General features: G+C 43.5%; 15 protein-coding genes. 12 read left to right on the forward strand and 3 right to left on the reverse strand.

Annotated elements, in window-relative coordinates; translation table 11 throughout:
* Positions 1 to 31 precede the first annotated feature (31 nt).
* From BN161_RS02695 to BN161_RS02710, 4 genes are all read left to right on the forward strand, one after another.
* Positions 32 to 1,312, forward strand: coding sequence for a nucleoside hydrolase-like domain-containing protein (locus BN161_RS02695; RefSeq protein WP_209441882.1), 1,281 nt, complete (start codon positions 32 to 34; stop codon positions 1,310 to 1,312).
* Positions 1,313 to 1,764: 452 nt separating this feature from the next.
* Positions 1,765 to 3,354 (forward strand): hypothetical protein, encoded by a 1,590-nt coding sequence (locus tag BN161_RS02700; RefSeq protein WP_244436394.1) that lies wholly within the window; start codon positions 1,765 to 1,767, stop codon positions 3,352 to 3,354.
* Positions 3,355 to 3,583: 229 nt separating this feature from the next.
* Entirely contained in the window at positions 3,584 to 3,994 is a 411-nt protein-coding gene (locus BN161_RS02705) for a DUF3244 domain-containing protein (protein ID WP_044262852.1), read from the forward strand.
* Between the two features lie 27 nt (positions 3,995 to 4,021).
* On the forward strand, positions 4,022 to 5,560 hold the full coding sequence (locus BN161_RS02710; protein ID WP_044262854.1) for a vitamin K epoxide reductase family protein: 1,539 nt from the start codon (positions 4,022 to 4,024) through the stop codon (positions 5,558 to 5,560).
* A 211-nt stretch (positions 5,561 to 5,771) separates the two neighbouring features.
* On the opposite strand, the gene BN161_RS02715 is transcribed toward BN161_RS02710, so the two are convergent.
* Positions 5,772 to 6,275, reverse strand: coding sequence for a DUF3836 domain-containing protein (locus BN161_RS02715; RefSeq protein ID WP_044262856.1), 504 nt, complete (start codon positions 6,273 to 6,275; stop codon positions 5,772 to 5,774).
* A gap of 341 nt (positions 6,276 to 6,616) precedes the next feature.
* On the opposite strand from BN161_RS02715, the gene BN161_RS02720 reads away from it, so the two are divergent.
* On the forward strand, positions 6,617 to 8,884 hold the full coding sequence (locus BN161_RS02720; protein WP_044262858.1) for an alpha-N-acetylglucosaminidase: 2,268 nt from the start codon (positions 6,617 to 6,619) through the stop codon (positions 8,882 to 8,884).
* A gap of 6 nt (positions 8,885 to 8,890) precedes the next feature.
* Here BN161_RS02720 and BN161_RS02725 read toward each other — a convergent pair whose 3' ends face one another.
* Positions 8,891 to 10,780: a DUF3857 domain-containing protein gene (locus tag BN161_RS02725; protein ID WP_044262859.1), complete on the reverse strand. Its 1,890-nt coding sequence runs from the start codon at positions 10,778 to 10,780 to the stop codon at positions 8,891 to 8,893.
* A 10-nt stretch (positions 10,781 to 10,790) separates the two neighbouring features.
* A complete protein-coding gene (locus tag BN161_RS02730) occupies positions 10,791 to 12,776 on the reverse strand; it encodes a DUF3858 domain-containing protein (RefSeq protein WP_044262861.1) in 1,986 nt (661 codons plus the stop codon).
* 196 nt (positions 12,777 to 12,972) lie between these two features.
* Between BN161_RS02730 and BN161_RS02735 the strand changes: the two genes are divergently transcribed.
* The 7 genes from BN161_RS02735 to folK all read left to right on the forward strand — a co-directional run bounded on the left by BN161_RS02735 (position 12,973) and on the right by folK (position 18,197).
* Positions 12,973 to 13,875, forward strand: coding sequence for a class I SAM-dependent methyltransferase (locus BN161_RS02735; protein ID WP_044262863.1), 903 nt, complete (start codon positions 12,973 to 12,975; stop codon positions 13,873 to 13,875).
* A 27-nt stretch (positions 13,876 to 13,902) separates the two neighbouring features.
* Complete coding sequence (locus BN161_RS02740) at positions 13,903 to 14,784, forward strand: cell division protein FtsX (protein ID WP_044262865.1); 882 nt, start codon at positions 13,903 to 13,905, stop codon at positions 14,782 to 14,784.
* 89 nt (positions 14,785 to 14,873) lie between these two features.
* Complete coding sequence (locus tag BN161_RS02745; RefSeq protein ID WP_044262867.1) at positions 14,874 to 15,137, forward strand: DUF3098 domain-containing protein; 264 nt, start codon at positions 14,874 to 14,876, stop codon at positions 15,135 to 15,137.
* 10 nt (positions 15,138 to 15,147) lie between these two features.
* A complete protein-coding gene (locus tag BN161_RS02750) occupies positions 15,148 to 15,951 on the forward strand; it encodes an undecaprenyl-diphosphate phosphatase (protein WP_044262869.1) in 804 nt (267 codons plus the stop codon).
* A 3-nt stretch (positions 15,952 to 15,954) separates the two neighbouring features.
* Positions 15,955 to 16,656 (forward strand): tRNA pseudouridine(55) synthase TruB, encoded by a 702-nt coding sequence (truB, locus tag BN161_RS02755; protein WP_044262872.1) that lies wholly within the window; start codon positions 15,955 to 15,957, stop codon positions 16,654 to 16,656.
* An 18-nt stretch (positions 16,657 to 16,674) separates the two neighbouring features.
* Entirely contained in the window at positions 16,675 to 17,733 is a 1,059-nt protein-coding gene (queA, locus tag BN161_RS02760) for a tRNA preQ1(34) S-adenosylmethionine ribosyltransferase-isomerase QueA (RefSeq protein WP_044262874.1), read from the forward strand.
* Positions 17,733 to 18,197, forward strand: coding sequence for a 2-amino-4-hydroxy-6-hydroxymethyldihydropteridine diphosphokinase (gene folK / locus BN161_RS02765; RefSeq protein WP_044262876.1), 465 nt, complete (start codon positions 17,733 to 17,735; stop codon positions 18,195 to 18,197). The genes queA and folK overlap by 1 nt, the downstream gene beginning before the upstream one ends.
* The last annotated feature ends 49 nt before the right edge of the window (positions 18,198 to 18,246 follow it).

An 18,246-nucleotide genomic window follows, 5' to 3' on the forward strand; every position in this document is an offset into this window, starting at 1 on the left:
TGCAGAATAAATCTTAAATTAGCAAACTATTATGAAAAGATTGATTTTACTTGCCATATTGATCTTTGGATCAATCGGAGTAAAGATTCAGGCTACTGACTTTGTTAAACCGCGTGTGCTCATTAGCACTGACATTGGAGGAACGGATCCCGACGACAACCAGTCGATGGCTCATCTGCTGATGTATACTGACTGTTTTGACCTTGAGGGACTTGTCTCTTCCCCCTCTTACGGTTCGGGAAGCCGGGAAGAAATCCTCCGCATGATCGACCTCTACGAGAAGGACCTTCCCAAACTGTCCAAGCATATTAAGGGGCTGATGTCTCCCACGGAACTCCGTGCCATAACCAAACAGGGGCGCAAGGGGGCGGCTCCTTATCGGGGTTTTCTTACTCCCACCGAAGGTTCCCGGTGGATAGTGGAATGTGCGCGTCGGCAGGACGAACGCCCGCTGTGGATATCTGTCTGGGGCGGACTTGACGATGTGGCCCAAGCTCTTCACGACGCGCCAGACATCGCTGGCAAAATCCGTGTCTACTGGATTGGGGGGCCTAACAAAAAATGGAGCACTAACAGCTACGCCTATATAGTAGAGAATTTTCCCAATCTGTGGATGATTGAAGACAATGCTTCCTATCGGGGCTTTATCACCCAGAATAAAGTGAAAGATAAATACAATGCCGGATATTACGATGCCTATATCAAGGGTGCAGGACACCTTGGCGCAGACTTTGTCAGCTATTACCAGGGCACACCCAAGATGGGCGACACGCCGGCCCTCCTCTATCTGATGGACGGCAATCCAGATGAGCCTGAGGGCGAGTCATGGGGAGGCAGCTTCGAACCAACCGCACGCAGTTCACGACCGGTCTTCCACCGGCTCACCACGGCTGCGGACACTGTACCTATCTATTCGATTATCGAGTTTCATGTCCAAGGTCCTGACCGTCCCGACATTCCCGCCGATTTGGCCTGCTTCACTCTCACCATAGGGCGGCAGAAGTGGGACGGCTTCCACCTCGGAGGTGGTGATTATGCCGTGCGTCACTCCACATATTATACTGGGACACTCCCCTATACTATTACCTCTGACATATCCGGTTTCCCTGTGCTGGAGGGTGCCATAACTATTGAAAATTTGTGGCCGGGTCGCGAGTCTGCCACCGACTACGAGGTAGGTCCCAACTGGTACACTGACAAGAGCGCCCCTGCACTGTTCTGGCGAGATCTTCAAGGTGCCGAGACTGTCTACAAGTGGCGTCAGGCAGTTATGGAAGACTGGGGAAAACGGCTGCGATATCTGAAAAACTAACCGACTTTTTTATACAATGAAGTAATTTATATCAAGGTGCGGATATCTTTCCGGCAATGTCTGTTTTTTCATTTTTAGGAATTTGTGGACCTGTAAATAGTTAATAATCAGTTTTCTGTAATGGCTACACCCTTTCACCCGGATGGTGTAGCCCTAAGCATAAAAGGGTGTAGCCATTTCACAACCCGGTTGGCGGGGTTAAAGTTGAACTCTTTGTTTTGAAGTAAACTGTTACTGAACTATTCTTACATTTTGATATGAAATGGAATTATTACTTATTCAGGGAATCCTAAATAGCGAATCAGATAAGAATCGGCCATATGGAGGGGGTGACGTAGGATAAGATTGTCTGTTTTTTCTGATTTTAGTCTATTCTTTCTTCTAACATCTGACGCCTTTGGCAGGAAAACATTATCTTTGTCCAACTAAGGACTCAGTAGATGACTTATAGGATGGGAAAAACTAAAGCTATTATACTCTTTTTAGTCGCTTTTTTGTTGTTGGCATGTACAGCCCGGCAAAGCAATAACAAGCAATTGATATGGGCAGATTCCCTTATGCGGTCGCTGCCGGATAGTGCCTTGTCTGTTTTGCAGGATATCTCTACTCAGGAGTTTACCTCGCCGGCTGATAGTGCCTATTATGCGCTGTTGCTGACACAGGCAAGAGATAAAAATTATGTTGTACAAGTAGATGATTCGTTGATACGTTACGCTGTTGCACATTATGATAAAGTAGGAAATACAAGAATGCAGGCAAGTGCGCATTACTATTGGGGATGTGTGTATAGGGATATGAATAAACAGACAGAAGCATTTAGAGAATACCTCATTGCCGCACCTTTAACAAAAGCGGCTGGAGAAAAACGGCAACTAGGTTTGATATACAATAATATAGGCTATATTTATTATATTCTGAATTTCAAGGAAAAAGCAGATTCTATCTATCAGTTAATGGAGAATATAGCTCAAGATTTGAAGGATACGGATCTTTGGGCAGAAGCCTTATCTAGACAAGGTTCTATTGCTTTTATGAAGGGTCGTGATTATTTTTCGGTTGCTGAACGAAAATTATTGGACGCTTTTGTGGTGGCAGACAGAATAGCAAATAATGAGATAAAAGCTGATATTTCAGCTACATTAAGTCGTTTGTATAATCAGATGGATCAAGATGGTAAGGCTTTATATTATGGAAAGCTTAATCTTGCTTTGCGGAGGGATACTGCACGAGCTTATCGAGCTTTTCTTATTTTAGGAGATGCTTACTATAAAATTGGAGAGTATGATTCCGCAACTTTCTATTTGAATAAAAGCCTGTTAAGTAAGGATTATGGAAGAAGGGCGGATGCTTATATGCGTTTAGCTGATATAGCAATGATTCAAGGAAATGCTGCTCTTTCTATGCAATTGGAGAGGTATAGTTCTACATATAAAGACAGTTTATATCAATTTCGTCGGAATATAGTTACTGATAAGATAGTTGAAGCAGAGACTGATGCACAGATGATGCTTCACCAGTTATACTATAAAGGGCGCTTAAATATATATTTGTGTATTTTTATACCAGTGACGATCATAATCATTATGTTTGTTTTTCTTCTTTATAGGAAAAATAAACAATATCGGGGAAAAAATGATTTGCTGCAAAAGAATAATCGGCAATTAGAGAAGGTAAATCAAGACTTAAGTCAACATTATGCTTGTCTACAGAAGGAGATTGCACAACGAGATCTGGAAATTGAAAATCTAAGGAAAGAGTTAGCTTCTTGCCGGATTGATGAAGAGCAAAGGGAAAAACTGCGGGTAGAGCTGGATGAGATGGTTTTAAAGAGAAAAGCTTTGGTAAAAGAGGCCTTCCTGCATTCACCACTTTATGCAAAAATGCAGGCAATAATAAAAGATCATCTGGATAAAGATGCATCAGATAAAGAAATAAGCGATCAAGAATGGCAGGAATTAATCGTCAGCATGGACTCTCGTGGAATAATGCCATTTCACGTTTTCATGTCAAGTATCAATTATCCAAAGAGGAACTCTATTTAGTATGTTTAAGTTTGACAGATTTTCCATTTGCTCATTTGGCATATTTGATGCATTCTTCCAGAAGAACACTTTATCGAAAAAAGAATGCTTTATGTGAACGGATTGGCGTTGAACAAAACAGCGAATTCAAAGAAATCTTGCGTAAAATATAGGGATGGCACACTTATGACACACTCTTTTCGCATGGGCTTTTGTAGTTTAGCGGCATCAAACAAAAAAGTTATGCATTATGAAAAGAGTATTATCTATTTTATTTCTATTCTTGATTTTAGGTAGCTCAGTAAAAGCACAATTGGGCTTTGGGTTTAAGGAGATTGTGTTTGCACAAAAAAGTGGTGACAGAGATATAAGTGATCAGGCTGAATCTACCAGTCCGGAAGATGCTCCCAAAACTCGTAGTGTTGTTCTCCAACCGGTGTATGCTTACTTGGATAATGGAGAAATAACTGTTTATTTTGAAAAAGTATTCCCTACTGTTGCAATCAGTGTTATAAATGAAACTACAGGGAAAACTGTTTGTTCAAAGACGCTTTTTAGTCCTACAAACTTTTCTATTGATTTGAACGGAGAAGATAGTGGAGAATATATAATAGAGGTTATTTCTGACGGAACCTCCTTAGAAGGCACTTTTTCTTTATAATATCCTGATAGATAAACGAAGGTAATCATGACCGGGGCTGATAATATCAGTGTCATACTCTATCGCTATCTGCGGACATTGTCTGTAAGGGTAAGTAGAGATACTGTACATCGCTTGCTTAGTACTCCGTTGGGAGGCGACATGCGCGGTATCAGTGATGCACTGGATGTGCTTCATATAAAGAATGAGGTGTTTCGGCTCCTGTCACGTGATTACTTTTCAAAACTGGAAACTCCTTTTATCACAATGCTTGAGGTGGACAAAAAATCTTTTTGCGTTGTGACGAAAAAGGACGGTTTCATCGTAGAATTTATCAATGGAGAGGGTGGTAAACGGCATGTAAAGATAGACAAGTTTCTACAGCATTGGACAGGTACAGTCTTATTGGGAGAACCTACTGAAGCAACACCGAACGAGCAATTTTATATAATGAGAAATATCGTATTTTATTTATTGCGTTATAGATTTATTATTGCTTTGCTCTTTGTCCTGATATTGGGACTCCAGACTGCGTTTTGTCAGAGTCGGTCGCTTGCCTTTATGTTCTATTTATCTGTATTGGTTTTTGGAATACTCGTATCTGTCGCCATCCTCTACAAAGAGCGGGTGAACGGGGAGTTCATGGAGCGATTCTGTAATATCGGTAAGGTAGTGAATTGCAATGAAGTGTTTCACTCTAAAGGGGCAAGTATAGCAGGGTTAGGGTTAGGGGAATTATCTCTGCTATACTTTGCGCCTCTTTATCTATTCTCGCTTATCCGGCAGGATGATTTTTATATAATTTCTGTTGTATGTTGTGCTGTAGCCGTGACGCTTTCTTTATACTCTATTATTTATCAGGTTTTTATTTTGCGTAAAGCCTGTATGCTTTGTGTATTGGCTGATTTTGCGGTATGGGGTAGTGCGGTAGCTCTTTATATATTGAAAAATGATTTTGTAATGGAGCTGTCATTATCCTCACTTTTCGCATTTGTGGTCATAGGGTATATCTGTTTGATTTTTGAACTACAGTTGAGAGCCATACAAACCGGAGAAAAGGAAAGGATTACTTTAAAAAAATATTTTGGCAGCCTGCTTAACCCGGAAACTTTTCAAACATTGTTGGCATTAAAACCTCAGATCGGGAAAATGGTAAGTCAGGATATTGCATTGCATAATCAAAAAGAAGGTAGTAATGAATTGATGATAGTGACTAATCCCAATTGCAAGAATTGTGCAAGTGTTCATCGTCATATAGTAGAAATTGCTTCAAAAGTTCCCGTGTCATTAGTATTGGTAACATTTCCAAATGATAGGTTGGGTGAGGAAATTGCCCAGGTTATTATTGCGGCTTATTACGTTGTCGGTTGGGATAGGGCAATAGAGCTTTTGGGGGAGTGGTATGAAACCAGGCACATGGAAGACGCGGGTATATATAGTATAACGGCTGAGATACGTGATGTGTGGACAAAACAACAGATATATTGTCGGGAACAAAAGATAGGTAAAACCCCTTCTGTCATAGTGAATAAGCATTATGTGCCGGAGGTATACCCATTATCAGATTTAAGATATGTATTGACATAAGGATTTATTGTAGATTTAGTAATTAATAGCCAGAACCTTAACTTTGTTTATCTGATACTGAAGCTCAACAGAAGTTGGGCTTCAGTAACAGTAGCATTCAATATAATGGTATTAGGTGCTTTATAGCTGTTTTGTAATCGGATAACTAAAAAAGCACGAGCCTCCCGGCCCGTGCTTTTCAACTAATTGTTAACTTTAATTTCTATATTTATTACTTTGCAATTGCTAATAGATTGGTCGTGAAGTCCATCTGCTTGTGGTTAACCAGAGTCCAATCTGATTTATTCTTATTGTCTTGCTTGTAGGCTTTGTAAGCCGTCGGCATATTTGCGTCATTCAGTTCGTATACACTTTTCTGAACGGCTTCATCATAAGCTTTGTGAGATTCGTTCCAGCGGGCGTAATTCATGGTTATTTCATTATCGCTGTACTGGTAAGTCATCTTGAAATAGGGTACCCACGCATCTTTTGCACCATCCCATTTGGATGCTTCTTTGCTAATCAGACGGTTTTGGTCATCATAAGTAAAAGTGTATTGCATGTGGCGTTGCAGATAAGAGCCTTCTTGCTTGAAGATAGTTTTGGATGCGACTAATTCGCCGTTCATCACTTGATTTGTTATGAAACCGTCCTGAGCTTTCACTTCGGAGTTGAGAACACTTGCTACCATAATAGCTGCCAATGCGACTGCTTTAAATAAACTTGTAGTTTTCATAATCTTTATTTTTTAATTGTTACTATTCTTATTTGGCTTTCGCTCTTATCTGTTAGACGGAACTACTTGCTAAAAAGTGGCAGATAATCTTTATTTTTTTTGCTGACCGCTTTCGCTTAATAATAGTCAATTCCTGTGCCAAAGTGATAAGTAGTTGAAAATCAGTAAATACGAGAAATGTTAAGCTGTTCATTATCGGACAGTTGTCCGCTTATTATCGAACAGTGACCGGAATAAAACAAAATATTTATTCCTTTTGAGACATGAGTTCAAATATTTGGTACATTATCAATATCCTTTTATCGATAACGCAACTATTTTTGTCTCCAAAATAATATGCTATGAAGAATTTCTGTTTGATTACCTTATTTATTTGTTTCAGTGGTTTTCCGGTATGGGGTGGCGGAACGTCGGAAAAGGCAGTGTATGACCTGATAGAGCGGGTTACTCCCGGTTATACTTCGCAGTATCGGTTAGAGATGATACAGCCGGAAAATGGAAGTGATGTTTATGAAGTGGATGGTGACGGGCAGAGAATTATCTTGCGGGGAAACAATGCTGTCTCCTTGGCAACTGCTTTCAACTGGTATTTGAAGTATACGTGCCATGCCCATGTGTCCTGGTTTGGTAATCAATTGAAATTGCCTGAGAAATTGCCACAGCCTGCGAATAAAGAACGGAGGATTATTAATGGTAAATACCGCGTTTACATGAACTATTGCACGGTAAGCTATACTGCGGCGTGGTGGAATTGGGAACGTTGGCAACAAGAACTGGACTACATGGCGATGAATGCTATCAATATGCCTTTGTTTTCTGTAGGGCTGGATGGTGTATGGTATAATACGCTGTTACGTTTTAATTTCACGGAAGAAGAAGCCCGGGCTTTTCTCACTGGGCCGGGACATTCGGCGTGGCAGTGGATGCAGAATATTCAGAGTTATGGTGGTCCTTTGCCTAAATCGGTGATAGATAAGCATGTCATATTGGGTAAAAAGATACTGGCGCGTCAGTTGGAATTAGGGATGCAACCTATTCAGCAGGGCTTTTCAGGATATGTTCCGCGGGAATTGCAAGCTAAATATCCGCAAGCCAAAATCAGTATGAAACGGAAGTGGTGTGGTTTTGACGGTACTGCTCAACTAGACCCGACTGACCCTTTGTTTCATGAAATGGGCTTGGCTTTTCTGGAAGAGCAGGATAAATTGTTTGGTAGTTATGGGGTATACGCAGCCGATCCTTTTCATGAGAGCGCTCCCCCGATAGATACACCTGAATATCTGACAGGGGTGGGACAGACCATACATAAGCTTTTCCAGACATTTGATGCGGGAGCTTTGTGGGTGATGCAGGCATGGAGTATGCGGGAAGATATAGTGAAAGCCGTTCCCAAGGAATCTTTACTGATATTGGACTTAAACGGATCGAAAACTACTGCTAACGGTGGTTGGGGATATCCTGTGATAGCAGGTAATCTTCACAATTTTGGCGGGCGTATTAATATGCATGGCGATTTAGCTTTGCTGGCTTCTAACCAGTATAAGAAAGCGAAGGCGCGTTATCCGAATGTGTGCGGATCCGGACTTTTTATGGAGGCCATTGAGCAGAATCCTGTTTACTATGAACTGGCTTTTGAAATGCCCAACCATGCTGATAGTATCCCTTTGCAGGCATGGCTTGCTGCTTATGCCGGACGTCGGTATGGAGCGAAATCTGCTGCTGCCGGAAAAGCGTGGATGTACCTGTTGGAAGGTCCTTATCGTCGGGGTACGAATGGAACGGAAAGAAGCTCTATTGTAGCTGCTCGTCCGGCATTGAATGTAAAGAAGTCTGGCCCGAATGCGGGTTTGGGTATTCCTTATGAACCGATGTTGGTGATTCAGGCTCAATCGCAACTTTTGAAGGATGCTGATAAACTGGCATTTTCCAAACCTTATCGTTTTGATATTGTAGATGTGCAACGCCAGATGATGACTAATCTGGGACAATTAGTGCACAAAAAGGCGGCAGAAGCATTTGCTTCCAGAGATAAAGCGGCCTTTGCCTTGCACTCAGGGCGTTTTCTTGAATTATTGAGAGATATGGATGAACTGCTTTATACACGTAGCGAGTATAGTTTTGACAGATGGTTGACGGAAGCCCGCAGTTGGGGAGAGACTAAAGAGGAAAAGGATCTGATGGAACGTGATGCAACTTCATTGGTCACTATTTGGGGGGCTGATGGTGATCCGCGTATATTTGACTATTCATGGAGGGAATGGGCAGGTTTGATTAATGGGTATTATTTGCCTCGCTGGCAGAAATTCTATGCAATGTTGCAGGGATATTTGGATGCAGGTACTGACTATCAGGAGGAAGGGCTACCCCTGGCTTACGGTAGAGAAGATTTCCGTGCAAACGACTTTTACAACCGGCTTGCTGAATGGGAACTTGCCTATGTGGATCAGACGGGTAAAGCACGAACACCTGTCACTCATGGGGATGAGCTGGTTGTTACCCGTCGTTTGTTTGATAAATACCTGAAGCTGTCTCGTGAATATTATGCGGACTTCTCGGGTGTGGGAGAAATCAGGGAAGAACGTACTTATGAAAATGTCGGTGAGGAGTAATAGTAGTTACTCCCCACTTTTCTTCAATATTATTTTTGCCCCGTATTGAGTAGCGATACTTTTGCGGAAATCCAGGAAATCGGTATAGTCTTCTTTGGGGTAATTGCCTTGGTGATAGAGCAGGCGATGAACGATAAAAACATAGCCTGCTTCGCCCAAGGTAATGGAAGACCGGAACTTGCCGAATTTACTTTCCTGATCAACGGGTTTAGGCAATGATTCTATTTCATACCCTTCCGGCAGGCGGATGCTGATGCTATCTATATCGAGATAGCCATAATTGGTTTGAATGCTTTGGGTGCGTTCTCCCTGGTTGTTCGGACTGTAAAAGCTTCTGTGGAAAATATTGATCGGGATAAACAGGCGTTTTCCGGTTTTGTTTCCATATTGTTCGCTTTCGATGGTGTACGAGATATCCAGTTGAGGCTCTTTCTGCTTGATTTCGTTAGCGCGGATGGCATCGACTTTAGCCTGTACCAGGTTGATGTCGGAGCGTAGCCAGTCTTTCTGCCGGGCAGGCTCCATGTCGATAATGGATGCCATGTCCTCATATTGAAACAGGCGGGAGGTTTGTTTGACTTCTACTTTAGCACTTCCATCCGGTTGCAGGGTTACGAGGGTATTGTTGACTTGTGTATTCAGAGAGTCCGCATACGTTGGCAATTGACAAAGAGTTCCGCCGTTGGGACCAACGAGTAGAGCATCGTGCCCTGCAATGGAATGATGCACGTAGCCTAAGGGTAAAGTAGGATTGGTACATTCCAGCCAAAGCGTATCATTGGGTAACGGTACTTGTAAGATGACATGGTTGTTTTGATTGGCACTGGCAAAGTCGGCTAATAAACGCCTATTAGTAGTGCTGATTACGGTGTAAACGGATGGAATGCCCAGCTCTGTAAGCATGGCACGCATATAGTTGGATAGTCCTTTGCAGTCTCCGAAGCCGGTGCGGTTTACATCGGTGGCGGCTATGGGTTGCAGACCTCCGATTCCTAGCTGTATGCTGACATAGCGGGTAGTGGATGCGAGATACTGATAGATTGCGGCTATTTTTTCATACGGGGTATTGCAGTTTGCCGTCCGTTTTTGTAATTCCTCCTTTAGTGCCGGAGGAAGCTGGTCTCTTCCACTCAATAACTGATATTGCCATTCGCCATACGATTGCCAGCTTTCCATACTCCCTTTAGTTCTTTCGAAAGAGAAATTCAGGGGAGTGAAGTAGATACGGGGCAGCAATTCGGATAGAGAAGGGCTGTAGGGCTCTTTTTTGATAGCGGGCAGAGACTGGACTTTGACTTCTGTCAGCCAGTTTCCGTCAGCTGTCTGTTGCTGGCTGACTTCTGCCTGCATATTGATGGTCCGGTAACGGCAAGGATTGTCAGCCGGAGTCAGAATACGGTAACTTGCCTGCGCAACGGATTGGTTATAAATCTTTTGCGGAACGAAGCTGGGGTAGCCGATCAGTCCATCGCTGTTCTTTATCTCCCACTCGTAGGTGATGGTAACAGGATATCGTGATGGGGTATATTCGAAGAAATAGTAATAGTCGTCACTGACAAGGCCGTCTGAATATTCGGTAATCTTCAGTTCGCTCTTTTTAATTTTCCGGATCACGTTGCCGGAGGCGTCCCGAACTTCTCCGGAGAACTTTTTCAGAGAGGAAAAACGGTCGCACAGGCAGACAAAGGAGGCATCTTCTTTTCCTTTTTCATTCAATACCTGTATCACACGTTTCTCTTTCTGGATGGCATCGGTGGATGAACTGCATACGATATCCGTTACGGCATCTTGTATGATAGAGTATGCGTCGGTACGCAAATCTGCTTGAGCGTACAGGCTGCCGGAGTAAAAGGCGGCTTGTAGCAGGAGACCGAAAAATAATTTGTTCATTTTCATAATTTCCGCGTTACAGTTTCTTTAAAACCATCATTTCATTATTCTTCTTGGCAATCATTTCCCATAATTGTTGCAGTTCAGGATAGTCAGTATGCAGGAACAGCAGCTTCTGCAACCGGAAAGAATACCTGAGTGTGACCTGATTATTCTGTTGCGTGATTATATATCGGCAAAGCACTTGTCCGTCATTTGTCTGCAATCTCTGATTCTCCGGCTTTTCATCGACTGTGTATCCTTCCGGAATGGTCAGATTTATGGTCAGGGACACCTGATCTGTGTAGGGAAATTCTACGGGAAGTTTCCGTTCCGACTGTTTGAAGGGGGATTCGGAGACATGCAGGAATACAAGCGGATTGACGTAAATGAACTGATCGTTAACAGTGTACTGCTTTTCAAATTCTACCAGTTCATGTACTTGCGGTGAGAAGTGGGTTCTCCCTTCCATCTGGAGTTTTTTCACCTGCATGTTTTCTTCGGAAGCCAGTTTGTTGACAAACTCGGTACTGTCCTTGGCTGTGCGGTATTTGTTACGCAAACGGGAGGCATACTGACCTATATAAACAGTTTCACGTGTGCCTGTAACAACTCCTTCAGAAGAAATTCCGGCCTTCACGCTTGATCTCAGCAGGTTTGCCCCTACATTTTCCAGACTGACCCACTGACTGTGATTGTCCGGAGCGATAATACGCGCACGGTTGGTCATCAGTACAGGAGGGAGGACATTAAGGTAGCCATTTTCTACGGAACTGTCCAGATAAACCAGAGTACTGTCTGTAGGGCTAATGGCTACGACAAATGTATTTAGTTTCTGGATGCTGGGATGGCTATAAGGAAGTATACCCATATCCCGGCGGCTCATTACTGCCGGATAGGCGGGTATTCCGGCATCTTTCAGCATGCTGATAAGGATAAAGTTGATGTCGGCATTGCTGCCTGTGCCTTCTTTCAGCACTTGCTTGGGTGATTTGCTATATAAGGCATATTTCTCATTCCATCTCACTTTGTTTTTCAGAAACGTGTAGATGGCGCATATCTTTTCGTCCGCTCCCTTCATTTGTTCCAGATGCAGGGCAGTCATTTCTTCTTTGAGCGGATTGTTCATTTTCAGTCTGCTACCGAAGTCCGAGTCCTTCAGTAATGTTTCGTCAATCTGTTCCCAGTTTTGGGTGAACGATTTGTAGAGGGAACCGGGGAAATCAATTCCCTGCAATTCCAGGTTTACTTGTGTGCAGTAGTCATCCGCGCACCACACATGACTGTCGTCTTTCAAAGCGGGGAGTTGGTTACCCTGGAAGTTCAGATGCGTCCCGGAGCATCGGAGCAATTGCGATCCGATGGATAAGTTGAGGGAAGCGCTTTCGTTAACGGTTTCCAGTTTTTCCGCACCGTGCATCTCTATGTTGAATTTGAAATACTCGGGTATGGTGACATTATATTCGGTATATAAGATAGGAATATCACTTTGTGCTTTCCAACTGTCGATGCTGAAGAAGAAATCGGACTCTACCCGGTATTCATACTCTATCAGCGTTCCGGCTTTCACCTGCGGAATGGAGAATTTCAGGTTCATCCGGCTTTCGCCCACACGCTCTTTGAACACTACATCTTTCTTCATTTTGGTACGTACAATTTTTCCGTTTTCCAGATTGTAGGCGCTGGCATCCAGTCCGATTATATTTTCTTTCATGGCGTTATTAGGCAGTTCGTAGTAGGGAATGGTGACATCGGCATAGGAGGTTCCTTCCGGTTTGAGTACCTTGATTTTTACTTTATACTCAGAAACCAGCCGGAAGCTTTCTATTCCCCATTTATAACTGACGTCAGTCAGCTTACACAGGATAACGGCGGTGGCGCTGGAGTCGGGTTCATAAACAGCCATGTTCAGTTCTTCCATGGTAGGTTTGCCGAATTTCCGGTTCGGTAGAATAGTGTGTCCGTCAGCGAATAGCTGAAAACAGCAGAAGCAAAAAAGTAAGGAGAGTAAAGCGTTTTTCATGATAGTATGTAATTGAAGTGTTCTTGTACCGACAAATATATGTTTTTTTATTTAAAACAAGTGTTTAAACTTCTCTTTTATTAAATCTCCTTAAAGAAAGCCCGATGCGTCACTTTTTATTTGTTATTTTGCACCAAATTCGGGTATAGTGCGGTCTGTTAGGTTCAGGCTGCGCTTCATTATTGCAGAACGTTCAATGAATAAACTCACCATAAAAGTCTGTCCGGTATGTGGTAGTGCGCATATAGAGCGTGCTATGACTTGCATAGACCATTATGCTTCCAGCGAGGCATTTTATCTGTGCCGCTGTCAGGATTGCGACTTTCTCTTTACGCAAGATTTTCCTGTGGAGGCTGAGATAGGCAAATATTATGAGACTCCCGATTATATTTCCCATTCTGATACGAAAAAGGGCCTTATGAATAAGGCGTACCATTGGGTGCGTGGTTATATGCTGGGGCGCAAGGCACGTCTGGTGGCTCGTGAAGCACACCGGAAAGAAGGACATTTGCTGGATATCGGTACGGGAACAGGATATTTTGCCGATACCATGAAGCGGCGGGGCTGGCAGGTGGAAGCAGTGGAGAAGAATGCGCAGGCGCGCGTTTTTGCCAAAGAACATTTCGGTCTGGATGTGAAGCCCGATACCGCATTACAGGATTTTGCTCCCGGAAGTTTTGATGTCATCACTTTGTGGCATGTAATGGAACATCTGGAACATTTGAATGAAACGTGGGATACACTGAATAGCCTGTTGACGGAAAAAGGTGTGTTAATTATTGCCGTGCCCAATTGCTCCTCGTATGATGCGAAGAAATATGGTGCGCACTGGGCTGCCTACGATGTTCCCCGTCATTTATGGCATTTTACGCCCGGCACTATTCAGAGATTGGGAGCAAAGCATGAATTTATATTGGCTGCACGCCATCCGATGCCATTTGATGCATTTTATGTGTCGATGCTAAGCGAAAAGTATATGGGACATTCGATGTCTTTCTTCCGGGGGGTACTCAGTGGTACGTTAGCGTGGTTCAGCGCGTTGGCGAGCAAGGAGCGAAGCAGCTCGATGATTTATGTATTCAGGAAGAAGCAGAAATAAGATGATAAAATGGTAAGGTGATAAGGCATGAAGACGAAAAGCAAGAATAATTCCGTATCCTATTTTGATATGCAGTTCATTACTTCCAGCATCAGTACGACGCTGGTGTTATTGCTGCTGGGATTGGTGGTGTTTTTCGTGCTGACTGCTCACAATCTTTCTGTGTATGTAAAGGAGAATATCAATTTCTCTATTATCATCAGCGATGATATGAAGGAAACGGATATTCTGAAGTTACAAAAAAGACTGGATAAGGAAGTATTCGTACGGTCTACGGAGTATATTTCGAAGAAGCAGGCGCTTCGTGAACAGATTGAAGCCATGGGGACAGATCCGCAGGATTTTTTGGGATATAATCCTCTTCATGCTTCTATCGAAGTGAAGCTGCACTCCGATTATGCGAATACCGACAGTATTGCCAAAATAGAAAAAGAAATAAAGAAGAATACCAATGTACAGGAAGTGCGTTATCAGGAAGACCTGATAAATATGGTTAATGAGAATATCCGTAATATCAGTTTGATGTTGTTGGGATTGGCTGTATTACTGGCTTTCATTTCCTTTGCATTGATCAATAATACCATCCGGCTGACTATTTACTCTAAACGCTTCCTGATTCATACGATGAAGCTGGTAGGTGCGAGTTGGAGTTTTATCAGGCGTCCGTTCCTGTGGCGTAACTTCTGGATCGGTGTGTTGGCGGCTGTCATTGCCGATGGTGTTCTGTGGGCTGCGGCATATTGGCTGGTGGTGTATGAGCCTGACCTGATCAGTGTAATCACACCCAATGTTATGTTGCTGGTTTCCGTATCGGTGCTTGGGTTCGGAGTGTGTATCACGTGGTTCTGTGCATACCTGTCCATCAATAAGTTCCTGCGGATGAAGGCGAGTACGCTTTATTATATATAGTATTGAACATTACAACTATACATTAATAGAGGAATAAGAGATGTTTTGAGTGAAGTTAAATTGTAAATAATTAAATCATAAATAAAGAGATGAGTAAAGAGAAATTTGCTTTCGATAAAACTAACTTTATCCTGCTTGCCGTTGCAATGGCGGTGGTGATTATCGGTTTTATTCTGATGACCGGTCCGGTGTCTACCCCGACACACTTTGAACCGGATATTTTTAGTGCGAGACGTATTAAAGTAGCTCCCGTGGTATGTCTTGTGGGTTTTTTACTCATGATATACGCTGTATTGCGCAAACCGCGTGACAAGCAAATGAATAATGAAGGAATAAAAAATTATAATTCATAAATCAACTTACATGGAATGGTTTGAGGCGCTCATCCTGGGTTTGATCCAGGGATTGACAGAGTATTTGCCGGTAAGTAGTAGCGGACATTTGGCTATCGGTTCGGCATTGTTTGGTATTCAGGGAGAGGAAAATTTGGCATTTACGGTGGTAGTGCACGTAGCTACGGTGTTCAGTACAATGGTGGTCTTGTGGAAAGAAATCGAATGGATTTTCAAGGGACTGTTTAAGTTTCAGATGAATGATGAAACACGTTATGTAATCAATATCCTGATATCTATGGTGCCTATCGGCATTGTGGGGGTATTCTTTAAAGATGAGGTGGAGGCAGTTTTCGGTTCAGGCCTGCTGGTTGTGGGTTGCATGTTGCTGGTAACGGCTGCTTTGCTGTCATTCTCTTATTATTATAAACCGAAGCAGAAGGAGAACATCTCCATGAAAGATGCGTTCATTATAGGTTTGGCCCAGGCTTGTGCGGTGCTTCCCGGACTTTCACGTTCCGGTACCACGATTGCAACCGGATTGTTGCTGGGTGACAATAAAGCAAAGCTGGCTCAGTTCTCTTTCCTGATGGTAATGCCTCCGATATTGGGTGAAGGGCTGCTGGATGGTATCAAGTTGATGAAAGGAGAAGAGATTGCCGGAAGCGTTTCAACGTTATCATTGCTGATAGGATTTATTGCAGCTTTTGTGGCGGGTTGTCTGGCTTGTAAGTGGATGATTAATATTGTGAAGAAAGGAAAATTGGTATACTTCGCTGTTTATTGTGCAATAGCCGGTATCGTAACCATCGTACTGTCACAAATGCAAGGATAACGGATGAAGTTTAAAGAAGGAGAAGTATTATATTTCAATAAACCGCTGGGATGGACATCGTTCAAGGTTGTGGGGCATGCGCGTTACCACATCTGCCGGCGGATGAAAGTAAAGAAGTTGAAAGTAGGCCATGCCGGTACGCTCGATCCTTTGGCAACAGGAGTGATGATTGTCTGTACGGGTAAGGCTACGAAGAGAATAGAAGAGTTCCAGTATCATACGAAGGAGTATGTCGCTACCATTCAGTTGGGTGCCACTACCCCCTCTTATGATTTGGAACACGAGATAGATGCCACTTACCCTACTGAGCATATCACGCGGGAGTTGGTGGAAGAAACGTTGAAGACATTTATCGGTGAGATACAACAGGTTCCCCCCGCCTTTTCGGCCTGTATGGTAAATGGCAAACGCGCCTATGACCTGGCACGTAAGGGCGAAGAGGTAGAGTTGAAACCGAAGTTGCTGGTGATTGACGAGATAGAGTTGCTGGAATGTAATCTGCCGGAAATTAAAGTCCGTGTGGTATGCAGTAAAGGTACTTATATCCGTGCCTTGGCCCGCGACATTGGTGAGGCGTTGAACAGTGGTGCCCATCTTACGGCTTTGGAACGCACCCGTGTAGGTGATGTCCGGCTGGAAGATTGCCTCGATCCGATGGATTTTAAAGAGTGGATAGACGCTCAAGAGATAGAAACAGAAGAATAACTTAAAGAAAGAATAGATATGAAACTGTCGCAATTTAAATTTAAGCTTCCGGAAGAGAAGATTGCTTTGCACCCTACAAAGTACAGAGACGAGTCGCGCCTTATGGTGCTGCATAGAAAGACAGGTGAGATTGAGCACAAAGAATTCAAAGACGTTCTGAACTACTTTGATGATAAGGATGTGTTCATTTTCAATGATACGAAAGTATTTCCTGCCCGTTTGTATGGCAACAAGGAGAAGACTGGTGCCCGTATTGAAGTGTTCCTTTTGCGTGAGTTGAATGAAGAACTCCGTCTGTGGGATGTGTTGGTAGACCCTGCCCGTAAGATCCGTATCGGCAATAAGCTGTATTTCGGTGATGACGACTCTATGGTAGCTGAAGTTATCGACAATACAACGTCTCGTGGCCGTACGCTCCGTTTCCTTTATGACGGTCCGCACGATGAGTTTAAGAAGGCTTTGTATGCGTTGGGCGAAACTCCACTGCCTCACAGCATCATCAACCGTCCTGTAGAGGCGGAAGATTCGGAGCGTTTCCAGTCTATCTTTGCCCGTAATGAGGGTGCGGTGACGGCTCCTACTGCGAGTCTGCACTTCAGCCGTGAGCTGATGAAGCGTCTTGAAATTAAAGGTATCGACTTTGCGTATATCACGCTGCATGCCGGTTTGGGTAACTTCCGCGATATTGATGTGGAAGACCTTACGAAGCACAAGACAGATTCTGAACAGATGATTGTGAACGCAGAAGCTGTCAGCATAGTGAACCGTGCCAAAGATATGAACAGGCAGGTTTGTGCTGTTGGCACTACCGTGATGCGTGCCATCGAGAGCACCGTAAGCACAGACGGTCACCTGAAGGCATACGAAGGATGGACTAACAAGTTTATCTTCCCTCCCTATGACTTTACAGTAGCCAATGCGATGATTTCCAACTTCCATATGCCGCTTTCCACGTTGCTGATGATTGTTGCCGCTTTCGGTGGCTACGATCAGGTAATGGAGGCGTACAATGTGGCTTTGAAGGAAGGTTATCGTTTCGGTACGTATGGGGATGCGATGTTGATTACGGATAAGTAATGCACGTTTATTTCAGTTTAGGAACCAACCTCGGTGATAAGGAGCAGAACCTCCGTCTTGCCGTGCAACATATAGAAGAGCGGATAGGGAAGATTGTTTCCCTGTCCGCTTTTTATGCTACTGCCCCGTGGGGGTTTGCTTCTGATAATGCTTTCCTGAATGCTGCCGTTTGTGCGGAGACTTCACTTCCGCCGTTGGAGATACTTTCCATAACCCAGTCCATCGAACAGGAGATGGGGCGTACCCATAAATCAGTGAACGGTGTGTATAGTGACCGTGTGATAGATGTCGATTTGTTGTTGTATGATGATTTTATTTTGGATACCCCTACACTGAAATTGCCTCATCCGCTGATGCAGGAACGCCGCTTTGTGATGGAGCCGCTGGCGGAGATTGCCCCCGATGTAATGCATCCGGTATTGGGAAAAACATTGGGAAATATCTTTCATGATATGCTTGATTAATAACCGGTTTCCTGCAATGAAGAATAAATACCGTAACTTGCTTTTGCTT

This window comes from Bacteroides timonensis (assembly GCF_000513195.1).
Taxonomy (GTDB): Bacteria; Bacteroidota; Bacteroidia; order Bacteroidales; family Bacteroidaceae; genus Bacteroides; species Bacteroides timonensis.